General features: G+C 71.5%; 24 protein-coding genes. 15 read left to right on the forward strand and 9 right to left on the reverse strand.

Going from position 1 to position 19,742, the window contains the following annotated elements; genetic code table 11:
* Positions 1-25 precede the first annotated feature (25 nt).
* Positions 26-976 (forward strand): amino acid ABC transporter permease, encoded by a 951-nt coding sequence (locus CP980_RS11275; protein ID WP_132756666.1) that lies wholly within the window; start codon positions 26-28, stop codon positions 974-976.
* Positions 973-1,740, forward strand: a complete 768-nt coding sequence (locus tag CP980_RS11280; protein WP_053691788.1) for an amino acid ABC transporter ATP-binding protein — start codon at positions 973-975, stop codon at positions 1,738-1,740. The genes CP980_RS11275 and CP980_RS11280 overlap by 4 nt, the downstream gene beginning before the upstream one ends.
* A gap of 105 nt (positions 1,741-1,845) precedes the next feature.
* On the opposite strand, the gene CP980_RS11285 is transcribed toward CP980_RS11280, so the two are convergent.
* The gene (locus CP980_RS11285; RefSeq protein WP_099889532.1) at positions 1,846-2,601 is read right to left on the reverse strand and encodes a class I SAM-dependent methyltransferase; all 756 of its coding nucleotides are present in this window, start codon (positions 2,599-2,601) and stop codon (positions 1,846-1,848) included.
* An 82-nt stretch (positions 2,602-2,683) separates the two neighbouring features.
* Here CP980_RS11285 and CP980_RS11290 point away from each other — a divergent pair, with 82 nt between their 5' ends.
* On the forward strand, positions 2,684-3,313 hold the full coding sequence (locus tag CP980_RS11290; RefSeq protein WP_099889533.1) for a CGNR zinc finger domain-containing protein: 630 nt from the start codon (positions 2,684-2,686) through the stop codon (positions 3,311-3,313).
* On the opposite strand, the gene sodX is transcribed toward CP980_RS11290, so the two are convergent.
* Entirely contained in the window at positions 3,217-3,636 is a 420-nt protein-coding gene (sodX, locus tag CP980_RS11295) for a nickel-type superoxide dismutase maturation protease (protein WP_132756664.1), read from the reverse strand. The two genes, CP980_RS11290 and sodX, sit on opposite strands and share 97 nt — an antisense overlap.
* Positions 3,637-3,819: 183 nt before the next feature.
* Between sodX and sodN the strand changes: the two genes are divergently transcribed.
* Positions 3,820-4,215 (forward strand): superoxide dismutase, Ni, encoded by a 396-nt coding sequence (gene sodN / locus CP980_RS11300; RefSeq protein WP_008741558.1) that lies wholly within the window; start codon positions 3,820-3,822, stop codon positions 4,213-4,215.
* Between the two features lie 86 nt (positions 4,216-4,301).
* Here sodN and CP980_RS11305 read toward each other — a convergent pair whose 3' ends face one another.
* On the reverse strand, positions 4,302-5,234 hold the full coding sequence (locus CP980_RS11305) for a LysR family transcriptional regulator (RefSeq protein ID WP_189998477.1): 933 nt from the start codon (positions 5,232-5,234) through the stop codon (positions 4,302-4,304).
* A 207-nt stretch (positions 5,235-5,441) separates the two neighbouring features.
* Between CP980_RS11305 and snpA the strand changes: the two genes are divergently transcribed.
* On the forward strand, positions 5,442-6,113 hold the full coding sequence (snpA, locus tag CP980_RS11310; protein ID WP_132756663.1) for a snapalysin: 672 nt from the start codon (positions 5,442-5,444) through the stop codon (positions 6,111-6,113).
* On the opposite strand, the gene CP980_RS11315 is transcribed toward snpA, so the two are convergent.
* From CP980_RS11315 to CP980_RS11330, 4 genes are all read right to left on the reverse strand, one after another.
* A complete protein-coding gene (locus CP980_RS11315) occupies positions 6,114-6,296 on the reverse strand; it encodes a hypothetical protein (RefSeq protein WP_229906930.1) in 183 nt (60 codons plus the stop codon).
* A gap of 149 nt (positions 6,297-6,445) precedes the next feature.
* Positions 6,446-7,054: a GNAT family N-acetyltransferase gene (locus CP980_RS11320; RefSeq protein WP_150528106.1), complete on the reverse strand. Its 609-nt coding sequence runs from the start codon at positions 7,052-7,054 to the stop codon at positions 6,446-6,448.
* A 138-nt stretch (positions 7,055-7,192) separates the two neighbouring features.
* Positions 7,193-8,248 carry a family 2 encapsulin nanocompartment cargo protein polyprenyl transferase gene (locus tag CP980_RS11325; protein ID WP_132756660.1) on the reverse strand — a complete coding sequence of 352 codons (1,056 nt, stop codon included), beginning with the start codon at positions 8,246-8,248 and terminating at the stop codon, positions 7,193-7,195.
* A 49-nt stretch (positions 8,249-8,297) separates the two neighbouring features.
* Entirely contained in the window at positions 8,298-9,704 is a 1,407-nt protein-coding gene (locus CP980_RS11330) for a family 2B encapsulin nanocompartment shell protein (protein WP_132756658.1), read from the reverse strand.
* A gap of 237 nt (positions 9,705-9,941) precedes the next feature.
* Here CP980_RS11330 and CP980_RS11335 point away from each other — a divergent pair, with 237 nt between their 5' ends.
* From CP980_RS11335 to CP980_RS11355, 5 genes are all read left to right on the forward strand, one after another.
* Positions 9,942-10,397, forward strand: coding sequence for an RrF2 family transcriptional regulator (locus tag CP980_RS11335; RefSeq protein ID WP_132756656.1), 456 nt, complete (start codon positions 9,942-9,944; stop codon positions 10,395-10,397).
* Positions 10,398-10,529: 132 nt separating this feature from the next.
* Positions 10,530-11,726 (forward strand): globin domain-containing protein, encoded by a 1,197-nt coding sequence (locus CP980_RS11340; RefSeq protein ID WP_132756654.1) that lies wholly within the window; start codon positions 10,530-10,532, stop codon positions 11,724-11,726.
* Positions 11,727-11,878: 152 nt separating this feature from the next.
* Entirely contained in the window at positions 11,879-12,469 is a 591-nt protein-coding gene (locus tag CP980_RS11345) for a peptidoglycan recognition protein family protein (protein ID WP_189998479.1), read from the forward strand.
* 41 nt (positions 12,470-12,510) lie between these two features.
* Positions 12,511-12,993, forward strand: coding sequence for a GNAT family N-acetyltransferase (locus CP980_RS11350; protein ID WP_132756652.1), 483 nt, complete (start codon positions 12,511-12,513; stop codon positions 12,991-12,993).
* A complete protein-coding gene (locus CP980_RS11355) occupies positions 12,990-13,919 on the forward strand; it encodes a 1-aminocyclopropane-1-carboxylate deaminase/D-cysteine desulfhydrase (protein WP_150528107.1) in 930 nt (309 codons plus the stop codon). Before CP980_RS11350 ends, CP980_RS11355 begins: the two co-directional genes overlap by 4 nt.
* A 7-nt stretch (positions 13,920-13,926) precedes the next feature.
* Here CP980_RS11355 and CP980_RS11360 read toward each other — a convergent pair whose 3' ends face one another.
* Positions 13,927-15,504, reverse strand: a complete 1,578-nt coding sequence (locus CP980_RS11360) for a Na+/H+ antiporter (protein ID WP_132756648.1) — start codon at positions 15,502-15,504, stop codon at positions 13,927-13,929.
* A gap of 76 nt (positions 15,505-15,580) precedes the next feature.
* On the opposite strand from CP980_RS11360, the gene CP980_RS11365 reads away from it, so the two are divergent.
* The 3 genes from CP980_RS11365 (at position 15,581) to CP980_RS11375 (ending at position 17,514) form a co-directional block, all read left to right on the forward strand.
* A complete protein-coding gene (locus CP980_RS11365) occupies positions 15,581-15,841 on the forward strand; it encodes a UBP-type zinc finger domain-containing protein (protein WP_132757237.1) in 261 nt (86 codons plus the stop codon).
* A gap of 204 nt (positions 15,842-16,045) precedes the next feature.
* Positions 16,046-16,459: an ATP-binding protein gene (locus CP980_RS11370; RefSeq protein WP_030153599.1), complete on the forward strand. Its 414-nt coding sequence runs from the start codon at positions 16,046-16,048 to the stop codon at positions 16,457-16,459.
* Positions 16,456-17,514 (forward strand): RNA polymerase sigma factor SigF, encoded by a 1,059-nt coding sequence (locus tag CP980_RS11375; RefSeq protein ID WP_132756646.1) that lies wholly within the window; start codon positions 16,456-16,458, stop codon positions 17,512-17,514. Before CP980_RS11370 ends, CP980_RS11375 begins: the two co-directional genes overlap by 4 nt.
* Positions 17,515-17,541: 27 nt before the next feature.
* Here CP980_RS11375 and CP980_RS11380 read toward each other — a convergent pair whose 3' ends face one another.
* Positions 17,542-17,979 carry a hypothetical protein gene (locus tag CP980_RS11380; RefSeq protein ID WP_132756645.1) on the reverse strand — a complete coding sequence of 146 codons (438 nt, stop codon included), beginning with the start codon at positions 17,977-17,979 and terminating at the stop codon, positions 17,542-17,544.
* 84 nt (positions 17,980-18,063) lie between these two features.
* Here CP980_RS11380 and CP980_RS11385 point away from each other — a divergent pair, with 84 nt between their 5' ends.
* Both CP980_RS11385 and CP980_RS11390 read left to right on the forward strand, forming a co-directional pair.
* A complete protein-coding gene (locus tag CP980_RS11385; RefSeq protein WP_099889547.1) occupies positions 18,064-19,029 on the forward strand; it encodes a diacylglycerol/lipid kinase family protein in 966 nt (321 codons plus the stop codon).
* Positions 19,030-19,351: 322 nt separating this feature from the next.
* Positions 19,352-19,609, forward strand: coding sequence for a WhiB family transcriptional regulator (locus tag CP980_RS11390; RefSeq protein WP_004937597.1), 258 nt, complete (start codon positions 19,352-19,354; stop codon positions 19,607-19,609).
* Positions 19,610-19,742 lie beyond the last annotated feature (133 nt).

Below are 19,742 nucleotides of genomic sequence, written 5' to 3' on the forward strand. Positions count from 1 at the left end.
CACGCTCCACTGAAGGGCAGTCATTGTGACTGACAAGATCGAAAAGGGTCCGGCCGAGAACCCGCCGGCCGGACCCGGCGCCTCGGGCCTCCCGTACGAGGCCATCAAGGCCATTCCGGTGCGGCACTACGGCCGCTGGGTCAGCGGCGTCGTGGTCGTCGCGCTGCTCGCCTGGCTCGTCTACGCGTTCGCCAACGGCAACGTCATCTGGGCGACGGTCGGCGACAAGCTGTTCGACCCGGCCGTGCTGAGCGGTCTCGGCAACACCGTGATCATCAGCGTCTCGGCCATGGCGCTGGGCCTCGTGCTCGGCATCATCTTCGCGGTGATGCGGCTCTCGAAGAACCCGGTGACGGGCGCCGTCTCCTGGCTCTACATCTGGTTCTTCCGCGGTACCCCGGTGTACGTGCAGCTGCTGGTGTGGTTCAACCTGTCGCTGATCTTCCAGTACATCAACCTGGGTCCGATCTACAAGAACGAGACCGTCGACGTCATGACCCCGTTCATGGTCGCCCTCCTGGGCCTCGGCCTGAACGAGGGCGCGTACATGGCGGAGATCGTCCGGGCCGGCATCCAGTCGGTCGACGAGGGCCAGACCGAGGCCGCCCACGCGCTCGGCATGCCGCAGACGAAGACCATGCGCCGCATCGTGCTGCCGCAGGCGATGCGCGTGATCATCCCGCCGACCGGCAACGAGTTCATCAACATGCTGAAGACCTCCTCCCTGGTCTCGGCGGTGCAGTACACCGAACTCCTGCGGGCCTCGTCGAACATCGGCAACACGGCCGGTGCCATCATGGAGATGCTGTTCGTGGCCTCCTTCTGGTACCTGGCCCTGACCAGTGTGTTCAGCGTCGGCCAGTACTACCTGGAGCGCCGCTTCGCCCGTGGTTCCACGCGGAACCTGCCGCCGACGCCGTTCCAGCGCCTGAAGGCCAACCTGAACATGTTCCGCCGTACGGAGGTCGCGCGATGACCGCTCAGCCGATGGTCAAGGCCGAGGGCGTCCACAAGTCGTACGGCGCCGCCCACATCCTGCGCGGCATCGACCTGGAAGTCGCCCCCCGCGAGGTCTTCTGCCTGGTCGGCCCGTCCGGCTCCGGCAAGTCGACCTTCCTGCGCTGCATCAACCACCTGGAACGCATCAACTCCGGACGCCTGTCGGTGGACGGCCAGCTGGTCGGGTACAAGCAGAAGGGCGACAAGCTCTACGAGCTGAAGGACAGCGAGGTCGCCGCCCAGCGCCGCGAGATCGGCATGGTCTTCCAGCGCTTCAACCTCTTCCCGCACATGACGGCCATCGAGAACGTCATGGAAGCCCCCGTCATGGTCAAGGGCGAGAGCAAGGCCGTGGCGCGCGAGCGTGCCGTGCGCCTCCTGGACCGCGTGGGCCTGGGCGACAAGGGCGGGAACTACCCCTCCCAGCTCTCCGGCGGCCAGCAGCAGCGCGTGGCCATCGCCCGCGCGCTGGCCATGGAGCCGAAGCTGATGCTCTTCGACGAGCCCACCTCGGCGCTCGACCCGGAGCTCGTCGGCGACGTCCTCGACGTCATGCGGGACCTGGCCGAATCGGGCATGACCATGATCGTGGTCACCCACGAGATGGGCTTCGCCCGCGAGGTCGGCGACAACCTCGTCTTCATGGACGGCGGCGTCGTCGTCGAGTCGGGCCACCCCCGCGAGGTGCTCGGCAACCCCCAGCACGACCGCACGAAGGCGTTCCTGTCCAAGGTGCTGTAGCCCGGCGGGTGCGCTGAACGCACGAGAGGGGCGGTACGGGATTCCCGTACCGCCCCTCTCGCGCGTCCGTGCGGGGCGGAAAGTTCTCACTTTCCTACAAGGGCCCTACTTCAGGCCCAGGACCAGCGCGTCGGAGGGCGAGCGCCAGACCGTGCGGGCCTCCGCGAAGCCCGCCTCGCGCAGGGTCCGCACGTGCCAGGCGTCGTCCGGGGTGTCCCCGTCGGCGTGCTCGCCGTAGATCTCGTACCGGCGCTTCGTCGGCTCGGCGAGCACCGGGTCGGCGGCCGCGAGGGCCCACCAGTCGGCCCAGTCCAGCGCGCCGGCCGCGCGGGCCCGGTCCATCCCGGCGTGCCGGTGGGCGCGCTCGGCGGCGTTGATGCGCGGGGTCGCCGGATCGGGCATGTGGTCGGCGTTCATGAAGACCCCGCCCTCGCGCAGCAGCGGGGCGAGCTGCCCGTACAGGACGGCGAGCTGCGGGGAGTGCAGCCAGTGCAGGGCGGTGGCGGTGAGGACCGCGTCGTACGTGTCGTACGGGAGCGCCGAGGTCCAGTCGGGGTCCTTGAGGTCGGCCGTGACGAACGTGACGCGGCCGTCGCCGTCGAAGTGGCCCCGGGCGATGGTCAACAGCGCCGGGTCGAGATCGACGCCCGTACTGGTGGATTCCGGGAACCGGCGCAAGACGCGGTCCGTAATACTTCCCGTACCGCACGCCAGATCCAGTACCCGGGGGGTGGGTCCCACCAGTGCCTCGACCATGTCCAGCATCACCCGGAACCGCTCCTCGCGGTCGGGCATGTACCACTCCTGCTGCCGGTCCCAGCTCTCCTGCCAGGCCTGCCAGTCGGTCGTGGTCTCCGCCATCGTCCACCCTCCAGTCGTAATACCCTCGAATAAGTCTCGGCCGTTACTTCGAGACCCTAAACCGCAGCCGTAAGGACTACAAGTGGAACTGGCCCATTACTCGGACTATGCCGTGCGCTTGGTCAACACCGAGGAGCCGGCCCGCAACAAGGACTCGCTGACCTCGGTGGACGCCGTCCGGGCGCTGTTCGGTGCCAGCGCGCAGATGGCCCGCCGCGTCACCGAGACCGACGTCACCCGCTTCCGCAACGTCCGCGGCCGGCTGCGCTCCGTCTTCGAGGCGGCCGACGGCGGCGACCACGTCCTCGCCGTCGACCTGCTGAACTCCCTGCTCATGGAGTTCCCGGTCAGCCCGCAGGTCTCCGGCCACGAGTACCTCGACGACGAGGGCCGCCCCGACTGGCACATCCACCTCGCCGACCACCCCTCGAACGCCTCCGCCGGCTACGCCGCGCTCGCGTCCTTCGGGCTGGCCTTCCACCTCACCGAGCACGGCCCCGACCGCCTCGGCCTGTGCCAGGCCGCGCCCTGCCGCAACGCCTACCTCGACACCTCCACCAACCGCTCCCGGCGCTACTGCTCCGACCGCTGCGCCACCCGGGCCAACGTGGCCGCCTACCGCGCCCGCAAACGGCTGGAGGCCGAGGCGTCCGGCCACAGCGGCCGCAGCGCCGACACCGCCCAGGACAGCCGCGCCCTCAGCGAACTCTGATCCGCCGCGCGCGGCCTGAAGCGCAGCACCGCCGTCGCCAGCACCAGCTCCTCGGGGACCGTCCCGTAGTCGGTGCTGTCGCCGGTCTCGTTGTACGGGTTGTCCCCGAGCACCCACCAGCCGCCCGGCCGCCGCTCCACCGCCCGCTTGACGACCAGCAGGTCCTGCTGGAACGGGTGCCGCAGCACCACCACGTCACCCGGACGCACGACCGCCCCGTACCGGACCACCAGCCGGTCCCCGTGCAGCAGCGTCGGCACCATCGAGGGCCCCGCCACCTCCAGTACCTCGAACGCCGTCCGCGCGTGCCTTCTCTGCGCCATGCCCGACCTCCTCGCCCGCTCTCGCCTCACTGCGCATGCTGCCGCAGCCTCCCGTACATTCGCTCACCGGTCCGGACGCCACCCTGGACTTTTGTCCTAAGCCCACGGGGCCGCTCGCGAAATCCCCTTTCCCACGGAGTAATCTCCCCTCTTGAGAAGACGATCACGAGGAGGACAAACTCCATGCTTTCCCGCCTCTTCGCCCCCAAGGCGAAGGTCTCCGCCCACTGCGATCTTCCGTGCGGCGTGTACGACCCTGCCCAGGCCCGCATCGAGGCCGAGTCCGTCAAGGCCGTCCAGGAGAAGTACCAGGCCAACGAGGACGCCGACTTCCGCGCGCGCGCCATCACCATCAAGGAGCAGCGCGCCGAGCTCGCCAAGCACCACGTCTCGGTGCTGTGGAGCGACTACTTCAAGCCCCCGCACTTCGAGAAGTACCCGCAGCTGCACACGCTGGTCAACGACACCCTGAAGGCCCTCTCGGCCGCCAAGGCGTCCAACGACCCGGCGACCGGCCAGAAGGCGCTCGAACTCATCGCCGAGATCGACCGCATCTTCTGGGAGACCAAGGCCGCCTAGTCCGGCTCACGAGCGGGGGCCCGGCCGGCAGTCGGCCGGGCCCCCGTTCGGCTGTCCGGACCCCGTCCGGGCGCCGGGAAGGGCCCTCACACGGCCAGGAGCGGGCTTTCGTGGTGGTGGAGCCAGGCGCGGTACGGCGGGGTGCGCAGGGCGGCTTCGCGGTAGGCGGCGCGCAGGTCCTCGAAGACCTCGGCGTGCGCGCCCGGGCGCGAGGCCAGCAGCAGCCGGACCGCCAGGGGGTCGCCGGACAGCGGGCGGATCGCCATGTCGTCGCGCGGCCCCGACGTCGGCTGGCAGGGGGCCACCGCCTCGCCGGAGACGATCAGCGAGGTCGCGGTGTGGTAGTCGGCGTGCAGGACGGGCGGGTCCAGCCCGGCCCCGGCGAACACCCGGCGCAGGCCGTCCCATTCGCCGTCCACGGAGGGGTCGACCGTCCACCGGTCGGCCGCCAGGTCCTGTAACTCGACCACCGGCCGGCGCGCCGCCGGATGGTCGCGCGACATCGACACGAACTGCGGCTCCCGCTCCATCAGGACCCGCAGCTCCAGCCCGGCCGGCACCCGCAGCGGACTGCCCTCCACCTCGTGGACGAACGCCACGTCCAGCTGCCCCGACGCCACCATCCGCAGCAGGGCGTTGGCGGAGACGTCCACCACCAGCGAGGTCTCGGTGTCCGGCATCCGGCAGTGGATCCGGCGCAGCCACCCCGGTATCGCCCGGCTGGCCGTGGAGCCGATGCTCAGCCGCGGCCCGCGCGCCAGGGCCCTTGCCTCGGCGACGAGCGCGGCCATCTCGGCCAGCAGCGGCCGCGCCCGGCCGAGCACGCTGCGGCCGAACGGGGTGGGTCGGCAGCCGGTGCGCTCACGCAGGAACAACTCGCCGTCCAGGGCGCGTTCGATGCGGCGCAGCTGGGTCGTCAGGGAGGGCTGGCTCACGCCGAGCTGCCGCGCGGCCTTGTGCAGACTGCCGGCGTCGGCAATGGCGCACAGTGCGCGCAGGTGCCTCACCTCGAGCTCCATGACCCGAGGGTAGGCCGGTCCCAGCGGACCGCACCAGCCACTGATACCCCATCGAATCCCGCCATTCTCATGGAAGTTGACCTTCCGAAATCTTCCCGATAGGGCGGCGCTATCGGTGGCTGACATCATCCGCCGCCCGCTCCCGCTCCCGCAGACTCCGGTACCGAACGACCCACCCCCCGCACCGGATGAGTAGGAGCCCCCCACATGCGCCACTCCCGTACGTCCAGAAGGGCCGTCCTGGCCGCCACCATCGGCCTCGGCTTCGCCGCCGCGCTCGGCGCCGTCCCCACCGCCAGCGCCGCCCCCGCCCCCGCCCCCGCCGGCAACTCCGCGAGCTACGCGGCGTACGAGCGCTCGCAGGAGAACCAGGACGCGAACCGCGCCTTCTTCGAGGCCGTGCAGCGCTCGGTCGCCGAGCAGCGCGCCGCGAACCCGGGCGTCCTCGCGGTGACCGTCACGTACAACACGCGCAACGCGCCCAGCTTCCGCAGCCAGATAGCCAGCTCCACCCAGATATGGAACAGCTCGGTCTCGAACGTGAAGCTCCAGGAGGTCTCCTCCGGCGGGAACTTCTCGTACTACGAGGGCAACGACTCGCGCGGTTCGTACGCGAGCACGGACGGCCACGGCCGGGGCTACATCTTCCTCGACTACCGGCAGAACCAGCAGTACAACTCCACCCGGGTGACCGCGCACGAGACCGGACACGTGCTCGGCCTGCCGGACCACTACTCGGGCCCCTGCTCCGAGCTGATGTCGGGCGGCGGCCCCGGCACCTCCTGCCAGAACCCCTACCCGAACAGCACGGAGCGCTCGCGCGTGAACCAGCTCTGGGCCAACGGGCTGGTCGCGTCGGGCCTGGGGACGAAGGGCTAGTCAGACCTCGGGCAGTTTGGCCACCTCGGCTTCGTACTCGGGGCAGTCCGGGTTCCCGCAGGGACCCGGCACCCATTCCGGGACGAAGATCCCGAGTGCCTTGCGCCGCCGTACGAGGGTGTCGACGGAGCGACCGCAGACCGGGCACGTGTGCTGTTCGTGCCCGGCCTGCGGGGCCACCACGTCGTGCGGTCGCGGGTGGCGCCGATCCTTTTGTTGGTGCTGTTCACCGGCCATACCTCCACGGTAGGCCGGTTCCGCGCATCCGGCGGTCCCGGCCCCCGAGGGCGTACCGCGACCGCGCCCGTACCGCCCGTACGCGGGCCCGGCCCTTACGCCGCCGCCTGCGGCTTGCGCCACATGGGCCACATCAGCGGCCCCTGCGGCAGGCGGACCGCCTCGCCCGTGAACTCCCAGCCGAGCCGTTCGTACAGCCCCTTGCTGCGCTCGCTGCTCGCCTCCAGGTACGCCGGCACGCCCTCGCGGTCGCAGCGCTCCAGCACCGGCCGCATCAGCTCGGTCCCGAGCCCCCCGCCCTGGCGGTCCGGGGCGACCGCGATCATCAGCAGGTACTCGTGCTCCTCGGCGGTCGGGTGGACCTCCCCGGTCAGCCGGCCGACGAGCTCGCACCGCTCGTTGTCGGGGTCGGCGGCCTCCCGCATCCGCGCCGGGACCTCGTCCTCGGCGGCTTCGCCCGCCGGATCCCCCGCCGGGACGCGCAGCCACAGGGCGGCCGCCGAGCCGTCCACCGCGTAGTCGATCCGGCCCTCCTCCAGCGCCACGTCCACGAAGACGCCCAGGAACTTGGCGTGCACCGCCGCCCGGTGCGCCGGATCCGGGAAGACCCAGCTGCTCACGGGGTCGGTGCGGAAGGCCTCGTCGAGCAGGCGCGCCACCGCGTCCCGGTCCGACGGGCCGGCCTGACGTATCTCCAGCGCCACTGGTCACACCCTTCGCTCACGTCTCAACTACCGTGAGCGATCCTAGAGTTGGCCCACAGCGGCGGAAAGCCCTGTTCCGGCACCATGAGGTGCCGGAACAGGGCTTGCGCCGGGCGCGCGGCCGCCCCCGCTACGGGCTCACCGCGTACGCCGCGTCACGAACTCCGCCAGCGCCAGCAGCCCGCCCGCCGCCCCCAGGTCCGGCACGGCCCGGGACAGCAGCTGCACCGCCCGGCCCATCCGGTCCGCGGCATGGGCCTGCGCCCAGTCGCGCCCGCCGGCCCGGTCGACCGCCTCGGCGGCCTTGCGCACGTCGTCCCCGGTCATGGGGCCGGCGTACAGTGCAGCCAGCTCCTCGCCGGCCGCGGTGCCCGAGGTGAGGGCGGCCACGACCGGGAGGGACTTCTTGCGGGCGATCAGATCGGCCCCGGCGGGCTTGCCGGTGTGCCCCGGATCCCCCCAGATGCCGATCAGGTCGTCGATCAGCTGGAAGGCCAGCCCGGCCTCCCGCCCGAACGCGTCCATCGCGTCGACCTCGTCCGGTCCGGCGCCCGCGTAGAGCGCGCCGAGCGCGCAGGCGCAGCCCAGCAGGGCCCCTGTCTTGGCCGTCGCCATGGTCAGGCACTCGTCGAGGGAGACGTACGGGCGCTGCTCGAACGCGCAGTCCGCCTGCTGGCCGGCGCACAGCTCGATGACGCAGGCCGAGAGCCGCGCCGAGGCCGCCGCCGAAGCGGGGTGCGGATCCTGCGCCAGCAGCCGCAGCGCGAGCGCCATCATGGCGTCGCCGGTGATGATCGCGTCCGGTATCCCGAACACGGTCCAGGCGGTGGGCCTGCCCCGGCGTTTGGTGTCCTTGTCGATGACGTCGTCGTGCAGCAGCGTGAAGTTGTGCGCCAGCTCCACGGCCACCGCCGCCCGTACGGCGCCCTCGGCCTCCTTCTCCTCCCGGCCGCCCCGCAGGGCCCGTGCCGCGGCGAGCACGAGGGCGGGCCGGATCGCCTTGCCCCCGTTGCCGGCGGCCGCGGTGCCGTCCGCCCGCTCCCAGCCGAAGTGGTACATCGCCACGCGCCGCATGGAGCCGGGCAGGCTCTCCACCGTACGGCGCAGTTCCGGGTTGACCGTTTCTCTCGTGCGTTCCAGCAGGGCAGCGGCCTCGTGCCCCTCGCCGGTCGTGATCGCCTCAGTGGTGCCCATGGCGTCTCCCCGATCCCCGATCCCCGGTGGTCCCGCTCAGGCCGGCCGCTCAGCGCCAGCGGGCGATCTCGACGTTCTCCAGGATGCCGAGCGCGTCCGGCACCAGGACCGCCGCCGAGAAGTAGGCGGTGACCAGGTACGAGATGATCGCCTGCTCGCTGATCCCCATGAAGCGCACCGACATGCTCGGCTCGATCTCGTCCGGGATGCCGGGCTGGTGGAGGCCGATCACGCCGGACTCTTCCTCGCCGGTGCGCATGCAGAGGATGGACGTCGTCCGGGCGTCGCTGATCGGGATCTTGTTGCACGGGAAGATCGGGACGCCCCGCCAGGTCGTCACCCGGGTGCCGCCGACGTCGATCGTCTCGGGGACCAGGCCGCGCTTGTTGCACTCGCGGCCGAAGGCGGCGATGGCCTTGGGGTGGGCGAGGAACAGGTCGGAGCCGCGCCGCATGCTGAGCAGCTGGTCCAGGTCGTCGGGGCTGGGGCCGCCGTCGTGCGGCTGGATGCGCTGGTCGTACTCGGCGTTGTGGAGCAGGCCGAACTCCGGGTTGTTGAGCATCTCGTGCTCCTGGCGCTCGCGCAGCGCCTCGACCGTGAGCCGCAACTGCTGCTCGGTCTGGTTCATCGGCTGGTTGTAGAGGTCGGCGACGCGCGTGTGCACCCGCAGGACCGTTTGTGCAATGGAGAGCTCGTACTCGCGCGGCCTGGCCTCGTAGTCCACGAAGGTGCCGGGAAGGACGGCCTCGCCGTGGTGGCCGGCGGAGAGGTCGATCGCGGCCTCGCCGTACTGGTTGGAACGCTGGGCGGGCAGCGAGCGCTGGGCCTCCACGTGCGCGCGCAGCGAGTCGACGCGGTCGGCGAGCAGCTGGAAGTCTTGGCGGGACAGGACGAGCGCGGTGCCGGAGGTGACGGCGCGGGCGGTGTACTCCCAGATCGCCTCGTCGTCGACGAGGGAGTCCTCGCCGAAGTAGGCGCCGTCGGCGACGGTCCGCAGGACGGCGTCGTCGCCGTAGGGGCCGGGGCCGATCTGCTCGACGCGGCCGTGCGCGAGCAGGAACACGGTGTCGGAGGCGCTGCCGAAGGAGGTCAGCTCCTGGCCGGCCTCGAAGTCGATCTGGCGGCACCGCTGGGCGAGCTCGGTGAGCACGTCCAGGTCCTCGTAGGTGCGCAGCAGCGGGAGTTCACCGAGCTCGGCGGGGATGACCTGGACCTGGGTCCCGGTCTTGACGAACTCCACCCGTCCGTCGCCGACCGAGTAGCTCAGCCGCCGGTTGACCCGGTACGTGCCGCCCTGCACGGACACCCACGGGAGCATCTTCAGCAGCCACCGGGAGGTGATCTCCTGCATCTGCGGCGCGGACTTGGTCGTGGTTGCCAAGTTCCGCGCGGCCGCGGTCGCAAGACTCCTCTGCGGTGCCTGGACCTCGGATTCGGAACCTGCCTGGACCGACATGTGTATCCCTTTCGATCACTCCATGGATCTGCGGGATGCAGCCTTCCAGTACGGAACGTGGTGGGACCATTACACAAAAGGGTGGGACTACTCCGTGTGGGTGTGGGCACTCTTTGGAGTTCACCTCGTGCACACGAGGCCGCTTCCACCCCACGGGTTTCAGCCACCCCTCGCTCCGGGGCGGGCGGGAGGGCTCCTTAAATTGCATCACAGATGCGAGTTTTCTAGGGTGGGGGCATGCGGCTGACCCGATTCACCGACCTGGCGCTGCGCGTCCTGATGCGCCTCGCCGTCGCGGACGCGGACCTCCCGACCACGCGCGAGGTGGCGGCGACCATGGAGGTCCCGTACACGCACACGGCGAAGGTGGTCGCCCGGCTGCAGCACCTCGGCCTGGTCGAGGCGCGGCGCGGCCGCGGCGGCGGGCTCGCCCTGACCGCCGCCGGACGGGCCGCCCCGGTCGGCGGGGTGGTCCGCGAACTGGAGGGGGCGGGCGACGTCGTCGACTGCGAGGGCGCCGCCCCCTGCCCGCTGCGCGGGGCCTGCGTCCTGCGGGGCGCGCTGCGCCGGGCACAGGAGGCGTTCTTCGCCGCGCTGGACCCGCTGACGGTGGACGACCTCGTCGCGGCGCCGACCGGCCCGCTGCTGCTGGGCATCTCCGGCGGGCCGCCGGGACGGACGGCAAGCCCCTGATCCCCGGGGCCGGTTGGCCGGTTCCCGCCACCTGACATCAACGGTGCGAACGGGTGTACCCGGGCGCGCCCGCACCCAAAAATAAGCATCTCACATACCCATTAGCCGATGCGGCTGTGAAGAGGAGCCCCCATGCTGTCCGAGAAGTCGACCGACACCGTACGCGCCACCCTGCCCGCCGTCGGCGCGGCCATCGGCGACATCACGGACCTCTTCTACACGAAGCTGTTCGCGGCCCACCCGGAGCTGCTCCGCGACCTGTTCAACCGCGGCAACCAGAGCGCAGGCCTCCAGCAGCAGGCCCTCGCCGGATCCGTCGCCGCCTTCGCGACCCACCTCGTCGACCACCCCGACACCCGCCCCGACGTGATGCTGCGGCGCATCGCGCACAAGCACGCCTCGCTCGGCGTCACCCGCGAGCAGTACGCGGTGGTCCACCTCCACCTCTTCGCCGCGATCGCCGAAGTCCTCGGCGAGGCCGTCACCCCGGAGGTGGCCGAGGCCTGGGACGAGGTCTACTGGCTGATGGCCAACGCCCTCATCTCCCTGGAGGAGCGGCTCTACGCCGAGCAGCAGGTCCTCGCCGGCGACGTCTGGCGCACCTGGACGGTCGCCGCCCGGGTCGAGGAGACCGCGGACTGCACCACCTTCCACCTGGTCCCGGCGGACGGCGCCCCGGCCCCCTCCTTCACGCCCGGCCAGTACGTCTCGGTACAGGTGGAACTGGCCGACGGGGCCCGGCAGATACGCCAGTACAGCCTCTCCAGCGCCCCCGGCTCCCCGGTCCGCTCGATCACCGTCAAGCGCGTCCACGGGGCGGCGGCCGCCGGCCCCGACGGCGAGGTCTCGAACCACCTGCACGCCCGGATCGCGACCGGCGACGCCCTGCGGGTCTCGGCCCCGTACGGCGACCTCGTCCTGCGGGACTCCACCGCGCCGGTACTGCTCGCCTCGGCCGGGATCGGCTGCACCCCGATGCTGTCGATGCTGGAGCACCTCGCCGACACCGGCCACGCCGCCCCCGTGACCGTCCTGCACGCCGACCGCTCCCCCGCCGACCACGCGCTGCGGGCCGACCACCGGGCCCTGACCCACAAGCTCGCCGCCGCCTCGGCCCGCTTCTGGTACGAGGCCGCGGCCGAGCCGGGCGACGGCGAGGGCCGCCTCGACCTGGCGGAGGTCGCGGTGGCCCCCGGCACGACGGCGTACCTGTGCGGGCCGCTCCCCTTCATGCGGTCCGTGCGCGCGCAGCTGCTCGCCAAGGGCGTCCCGGCCGCGGACATCCACTACGAGGTGTTCGGCCCGGACCTGTGGCTGGCCTCCGCGTAACCCCCGTGGCGGGTGGGCCGATCGGGACGAGTGTCCGGATCGGCTCGCTCGCTGTACGAAGGCACTAGCCCGGAGGGGCCGCCTCCACTACACCGGAGAGCAACGAGGCGGACACGCAAGGTGACCGCCGCGCACCCGGAGAGGAGGCGGCCATGTCCGCACCCATGTCCGCGGACCGGTTCATCGGCGCACTGCGGACCGAGGGCCTGACCGTCGTCGAGGTCGGCGCCTGGCGCACCCACAACCGCAACCACAAGGGCCCGTGGGGCCCCGTGAACGGGGTGATGATCCACCACACCGTCACGCACGGCACGAAGTTCACCGTGGACCTGTGCCGCGACGGGGACGAGGACCTCCCCGGCCCCCTCTGCCACGGCGTGATCACCAAGGACGGCCGGGTCCACCTGGTCGGCTACGGCCGCGCCAACCACGCCGGGGCGGGCGACTCCGACGTCCTGGCGGCGGTGATCGCGGAGAAGCGGCTCCCGCCGGACCGCCGCGCGAACACCGACGGCAACCCGCACTTCTACGGCTTCGAGTGCGAGAACCTCGGCGACGGCCACGACCCCTGGCCGGAGGTCCAGCTCGACGCCATGGCCCGCGCGGCGGCGGCGGTGTGCCGGGTCCACGGCTGGACCGAGCGCTCGGTGATCGGCCACCTGGAGTGGCAGCCCGGCAAGATCGACCCGAAGGGCTTCACGATGGACGCCTTCCGCGCCCGGGTGGGAGAGCGCCTCGCATAAGAGGGTTGACGCCGAGAAGATCCACGGGCTTCCCTGACCCGGTGACCGATGATCTCCGCATAGAGCGGGTGGCGGACGAAGCCTCCCTCCAGGACTGGCGCCACGTCCACAACCTGATCGTCCCCCCGGACGCCCTCACCCTCGACCAGGTGCGCGAGCGGTCCGGGCGCCACCTCCTGGACGTCGCGTACCTCGGCGGCGTACTCGTGGGCTGCATGACGGTGCGCCGGCCCACGGCCGACGCACCGGCGGTGGCCACCGTGATCGCCCGGATCCTGCCCGCCCACCGCGGGCAGGGCCTCGGCGCCGCGCTCTACGAACACGGCGTCGCCGCCGCGCGGGCCCTCGCCCCGTCCCCCGACACGATCGAGACGATCGTCCTCGCCTCCAACGAGGCGGGCCTGCGCTTCGCCCTCCGCCGCGGCTTCACGGAGTCCGACCGCTACACCCTCGACGGCGCCGCGGTCCCCCACGTCCACCTGCGCCTGCCCGCGGAGGACGCACGGCGGACAATGGGCGGGTGAACCACTCCCCTGACCTCGGCGTCCTCCTCCGGCCCCGGCCCGCTTCGCCGCTCGCGGAGGTCCGGGACGAGCGGTTCGGGCGGTACGGGGTACGGCTGCTGGTGAAGCGGGACGACCTGGTCCATCCCGAGCTGCCCGGGAACAAGTGGCGCAAGCTGGCGCCGAATCTGCGGGCCGCCGTCGAAGGGGGATTCCCGGGGATCGTGACCTTCGGCGGGGCCTACTCGAACCACCTGCGGGCCACCGCGGCGGCCGGGCGGCTGCTGGGAATGGAGACCGTCGGAATCGTCCGCGGTGACGAGCTCGCCGGCCGGCCCCTCAACGACTCCCTGGCCCGGTGCGCGGCGGACGGGATGCGGCTGTGCTTCGTCACGCGTTCGGAGTACCGGCGCAAGGCCGAGCCGCAGGCCAGGGCACGGCTGCTGGCCGGTGCGGGGGCCTCCTCGCTGTACCCCGTCCCCGAGGGCGGCAGCAACGCGCTCGCCCTGGAGGGGTGCGCCGAGCTCGGGCGCGAGCTGCGGGGCGTGTCCGAGGTGGTCGCGGTGGCGTGCGGTACGGGCGGCACGCTGGCCGGGCTGGCGGCGGGGCTGGGCCCGGGGCAGCGCGCGCTGGGGGTTCCCGTACTGGCGGGAGGGTTCCTGGACGCGGAGATACGTTCCCTCCAGGAGGCGGCGTTCGGAGGGCCGGCCGGGGCGTGGAGCCTGGCCGAGGGGTTCCACCACGGCGGGTACGCGCGGGTGCCGGCGCGGCTGGAGGCGTTCGCCGCCGATTTCGAGGAGCGGCACGGATTCCCCGTCGAGCGGATCTACGTGGCCAAGCTGCTGTGGGCCCTGGCCGCGCTCGCGGAGTCGGGGGCGTTCCCGGCGGGCACGGCCGTGACCGCCGTCGTCACCGGCCGCCCGCAGGCCGTGCCCTCCGGGTCGTGACGGGCCCTCAGGCCGCGTCCTCGCGGTACGCCGCAGCCTCCTCCAGGTCCAGTCTGCGCAGCAGGCTGCGGAGCATTTCGTCGTCGATGCGGCGCTGGTCCCGCAGGGTCACGAAGACCTCCCGCTCGGAGGCGATCATCTCCCCCGCCAGGCGCCGGTAGACGTCGTCCGCCGATTCGCCGGTGACCGCGTTGACCTCCCCCAGCCGCTCCCACACCGCGTTGCGCCGCCGCTCCATGACCGTGCGCAGCCGCTCGGCCAGCGGCGGCGGCAGCGCGTTCTCCGGCTCCGCCAGCAGCTCCGCGAGCCGTTCCTCCGCCGCGCGCGAGGCCTCGCTCTGGGCCTGGGCCTCCGCCAGCGTCTCCGCCTGGGCGTCCCGCTGCGGCAGCCGCAGCAGCCGGATCAGCGGCGGCAGGGTCAGCCCCTGCACCACCAGCGTGCCGATCACCGTCGTGAAGGTCAGGAAGAGGATCAGGTTGCGGTGCGGCACGCTGATCGGCACCGAGAACGCGATGGCCAGCGAGACCACCCCCCGCATCCCGGCCCAGCCCACGATCACCGGCGACTTCCAGTCGGTGTCCGGTTCCCGCTCCCGGATCCGCTTCGAGAGCCGTGGCAGGAACGTGGCCGGGAACACCCACACGAAGCGGGCCACCACCACCGCGACGAACACCACCAGCGCGTAGGTGGCCGCGTGCCAGCCCTCGTACTCGCCGAGCCCCTTCAGCACGACCGGCAGCTGGAGGCCGATCAGCGCGAAGACCACCGACTCCAGGATGAAGGCGATCATCCGCCACACCGCCTCCTCCTGGAGCCGGGTCGCGAAGTCGACCTGCCAGTTCCGGTGTCCCAGGTACAGGGCGACCACGACCACCGCGAGCACGCCCGAGGCGTGCACCCGCTCGGCCGCCGCGTACGCCACGAAGGGGATCAGCAGCGACAGCGTGTTCTGCAGCAGCGGCTCCCGCAGCCGCTTGCGCAGGTGGTGGATCGGCACCATCAGCACCAGGCCCACGCCCACGCCGCCCACCGAGGCCAGCAGGAACTCCGCGATGCCGCCCGCCCAGCCGGCGCTCACCCCGACCGCCGCCGCCAGCGCCACCTTGTACGCGGTGATCGCGGTGGCGTCGTTCACCAGGGACTCGCCCTGCAGGATGGTCGTGATCCGGTGCGGCAGCCCCAGCTTCCGGGCGATCGCCGTCGCCGCCACCGCGTCGGGCGGCGCGATCACCGCGCCCAGCACCAGCGCCACCGGCAGCGACAGCCCCGGCACCGCCAGGTACGCCACGTATCCGACGGCGACCGTCGCGAAGAGCACGTACCCGACCGACAGCATCGCCACGGGCCGGATGTTCGCGCGCAGGTCCAGGTAGGAGCTGTCGACCGCGGCGGTGTACAGCAGCGGCGGGAGCAGCAGCGGCAGCACGATGTGCGGGTCGAGGGCGTACGAGGGCACGCCCGGGACGTACGAGGCGATCAGACCGGCGGCGACCAGCAGCAGGGGCGCGGACACCCGGGTCCAGCGGGCCGCCCCGGCCACGATCGCGCTGCCGGCCACCAGCGCCACCAGCGGCAATACCTCCATCGAAGATCCACCCTCGCTCGTCGTGGCTGATCGCCATATCGTCCTGCGGCGCCCGTACGTCAGTACGCTGGCCATCATGAGCGAGTGTTCCCACGTTGCCGAACTGCCGCGCCCCGAGCCCGTCCCGTCTGCCCTGACATGCTCTGAATGTCTTGCCCTCGGCAGCCATCCGGTGCAGTTGCGCATGTGCCTGGAGTGCGGGTACGTGGCATGCTGCGATTCTTCGCCGCACCGGCACGCCACCGCGCACCACCACAGCACAGGCCATCCGGTCATGCGGAGCTTCGAGCCGGGCGAGACCTGGCGGTGGTGTTATGTCGACGGTTCGATCGTCTGAGGCGGGGTAGGTCAACCCTCCGCCGGTTCCCCCGATTTGGGCCCGCAGACCCCTAGCCACTGTGCGTACCCGAGGGCATACCATCAGTCACTGGCCGTAGGCGGGGGTGCCTGAAACGGGTGCCATGAGGGGTGCCGCGACACGATCGCCCGGATCGCGATAGCGTCACCGGCGAACAGAGCTCGTACCACCTTGGAGGTGAGGGTGTCCCAGATCGCAGGCGAGCCCGGGACCCAGGACTTCGTGGAAGTCCGGCTGCCCGCTGCGGGTGCCTACCTGTCGGTGCTGCGAACGGCCACGGCCGGCCTCGCGGCACGTTTGGACTTCACCCTCGACGAGATCGAGGACCTCCGCATCGCGGTGGACGAGGCCTGCGCGATCCTGCTCCAACAGGCCGTGCCGGGTTCCGTCCTCAGCTGCGTGTTCCGGTTGGTCGACGACTCGCTGGAGGTGACGGTCTCCGCACCGACCACGGACGGACGTGCGCCCGAGCGCGACACGTTCGCCTGGACCGTCCTGTCGGCGCTGGCCGGCAAGGTCGAGTCCACGGTCGAGGAGGACCGGACGGTGAGCATCAGCCTCTACAAACAGCGCGGCGCGGGTCCAGGCCCGGCGTGAGCGGCGGGGAGATCCCGGTGCGGGGCGGGGATCGGCCCCGGGTACGGCACGAGGTCGACGGCGGCATCCCGGAGCAGCAGCACGCCCGGCCGCACCCGGCTGACGCGGATGCGGAAGACGGCTTTTTGGACTCGGCGGAGCGACGGGCGGGCCCTATGAGCGAGAACCAGCACGAAGAACCACACGTTTCACAGCCACCCGGGGCCGCTGCCACGGCCCCGGACACGGAACCGGAACCGGTGGGGGCACAGGTGGAGGCGGGGCCGCCGCTGCTGCCGGTGCCCCCGGTGCTGCCCGATCCGCGCGACCGCAGCGGCGCGCGGGCCCTGTTCATCGAGCTGCGGGCGCTGCCCGACGGCTCGGTGGAGAAGGCGGAGCTGCGCAACCGGCTCGTCCGGATGCACCTGCCGCTGGTCGAGCACCTCGCCCGGCGGTTCCGCAACCGCGGTGAGCCGCTGGACGACCTGACCCAGGTCGCCACCATCGGCCTGATCAAGTCGGTGGACCGGTTCGACCCGGACCGCGGGGTCGAGTTCTCCACGTACGCGACGCCCACCGTCGTCGGCGAGATCAAGCGGCACTTCCGCGACAAGGGCTGGGCCGTGCGCGTGCCGCGGCGCCTGCAGGAGCTGCGGCTCTCGCTGACCACGGCCACCGCCGAGCTCTCCCAGCAGCACGGCCGCTCCCCCACCGTCCACGAACTCGCGGAACGGCTCGGGATCTCCGAGGAGGAGGTGCTGGAGGGGCTGGAATCGGCCAATGCCTACAGCACGCTCTCCCTCGACGTCCCCGACACCGACGACGAGTCGCCGGCGGTGGCGGACACCCTGGGCGCGGAGGACGAGGCCCTGGAGGGGGTCGAGTACCGCGAGTCGCTCAAGCCGCTCCTGGAGGGACTGCCCCCGCGGGAGAAGCGGATCCTGCTGCTGCGGTTCTTCGGCAACATGACCCAGTCGCAGATCGCGCAGGAGGTCGGCATCTCACAGATGCACGTCTCGCGCCTGCTGGCCCGCACCCTGGCCCAGCTGCGCGAGAAGCTCCTCGTGGAGGAGTAGGGAGACCGCCGCGGACAGCGGTACGGGCTATCGGGTCTGCTCGCCGGGCCCGATCCCCAGCGCCTCGGTCGCCGTCGGGTTCACCAGCAGGGCCGCGACGGCCACCGCGGCCACGGCCAGCGCCACGGCGGCGGCGACCATCGCCCCGCCCGTGGAGTACAGGGTCCACGCCACCGGCAGCGCCATCAGCTGGGTGATCAGCGCGGGCCCGCGGCTCCAGCGGCGGCCCAGCCGCAGCCCCCGGGCCGCGGCCAGCGGCAGCGCCGCGAGCACCAGCAGGGTGATCCCGCCGGTCTCGGCCTGCTGCGGGGAGTCGGCGTCGCCGGCGATGCCCACGAACAGCAGGTACGCGCCGAGGCCGGCCAGCGCCAGGCCCTCCAGCGCGGTCAGCGCGGCGGCGGCGGTCAGCCGCCTGGGCAGCGGGGCGGTCGGCTGGGCCGGGGCGGGGGTGGGCTTCGTACTCACCCCAGCAGGGTAGCCGCGCCCGCGCGGCCCGGTACGGGACGGGCAGTATGGGCGGCCCCCGTACGGGTCGGTAGGCTGGCGGTCATGCGTGCACTTCTCGTGGCCAATCCAGCAGCAACGACCACCAGTGCGCGCACGCGCGACGTCCTGACCCACGCCCTGGCCAGCGAGATGAAGCTGGAGGCGGTGACCACCGAGTACCGCGGCCACGCCCGGGACCTGGGCCGCCGGGCCGCCGAGCACGGCATCGACCTCGTCGTGGCGCTCGGCGGCGACGGCACGGTCAACGAGGTGGTCAACGGACTGCTGCACAACGGTCCGGATCCGGAGCGGCTGCCCCGGCTCGCGGTGGTCCCCGGCGGGTCGACCAATGTGTTCGCCCGCGCGCTCGGACTGCCGAACGACGCCGTCGAGGCGACCGGCGCGCTGCTCGACGCGCTGCGCGAGCAGCGCGAGCGGACGGTGGGGCTGGGGCTGGCGGCCGGCACCCCGGGCACGGAGGACGAGTCGGTTCCGGCGCGCTGGTTCACCTTCTGCGCGGGCTTCGGTTTCGACGCCGGGGTGGTGGGCCGGGTCGAGCAGCAGCGGGAACGCGGCAAGCGTTCGACGCACGCCCTGTATGTACGACAGCTGATGCGCCAGTTCTGGGACGAGCCGAACCGGCGCCGCGGCGCGGTGACGCTGGAGCGTCCCGGCGCGGATCCCGTGACGGACCTGGTGCTGTCGATAGTCTGCAACACCTCGCCCTGGACGTATCTGGGGAATCGCCCGATTTACGCCTCACCGGAGGCCTCGTTCGATACTGCGCTTGACGTACTGGCACTCAACCGTTTGTCAACTCCGGCCGTCGCCCGCTACGCCACACAGCTCCTGACCTCGACTCCTGAGCGGGGCCCGCGCGGCAAGCATGCGGTGTCTCTGCACGATCTGACGGACTTCACCTTGCATTCGAAGGTTCCACTTCCGTTCCAGATGGATGGAGACCACCTCGGTCTGCGCACCAGCGTTCGGTTCACAGGCGTACGCCGTGCACTGCGTGTGATTGTGTGAGTGGAAGGGCCAAAAGTCCTTTCACTCGAACGTTTACACGCCGGTCCACCCTCACGATGTAGGGCTGTGACCTAGTAGACACCGACGAATCAAAAAAAACTTTCCGGAAGGGGTTGTATCCCCGTCCGAGGTTTGCGAATCTCTTCATGGCGATCGGGACAGCCCGCAGAACCCGGCACCCACACAGGCCGCCAGAACCCCTCCACGAGTCCCTGACGGACCTTCCAGGAAACTGGGCGGTCGCCCTTCCCTCACGGGGGGATTCGTGAAAGCGTTCACATTCACAAGCAACCTGCCCGCAATACAAGGAGATGGAGCAGCCATGGACTGGCGTCACAACGCCGTTTGCCGCGAGGAAGACCCGGAACTCTTCTTCCCCATCGGCAACACCGGTCCTGCGCTGCTGCAGATCGAGGAAGCCAAGGCCGTCTGCCGCCGCTGCCCCGTCATGGAGCAGTGCCTGCAGTGGGCGCTCGAGTCCGGTCAGGACTCCGGCGTCTGGGGCGGTCTCAGCGAGGACGAGCGCCGCGCGATGAAGCGCCGCGCCGCTCGCAATCGGGCGCGCAACGCCACCGCCTGACATCGACTTTCGAGCCTCGAGCCGCAGCGCGTAGTAACACCACACCAGCGCTCAGCAACGTGCTCTTGAGCCCCGGACCGAGAAGTCTTCGGTCCGGGGCTCAGTGCTGTCCGGGGTGGACCGCTGCGGCTTG

Origin of the sequence: Streptomyces vinaceus, from assembly GCF_008704935.1 — a bacterium.
GTDB classification, from domain to species: Bacteria; Actinomycetota; Actinomycetes; order Streptomycetales; family Streptomycetaceae; genus Streptomyces; species Streptomyces vinaceus.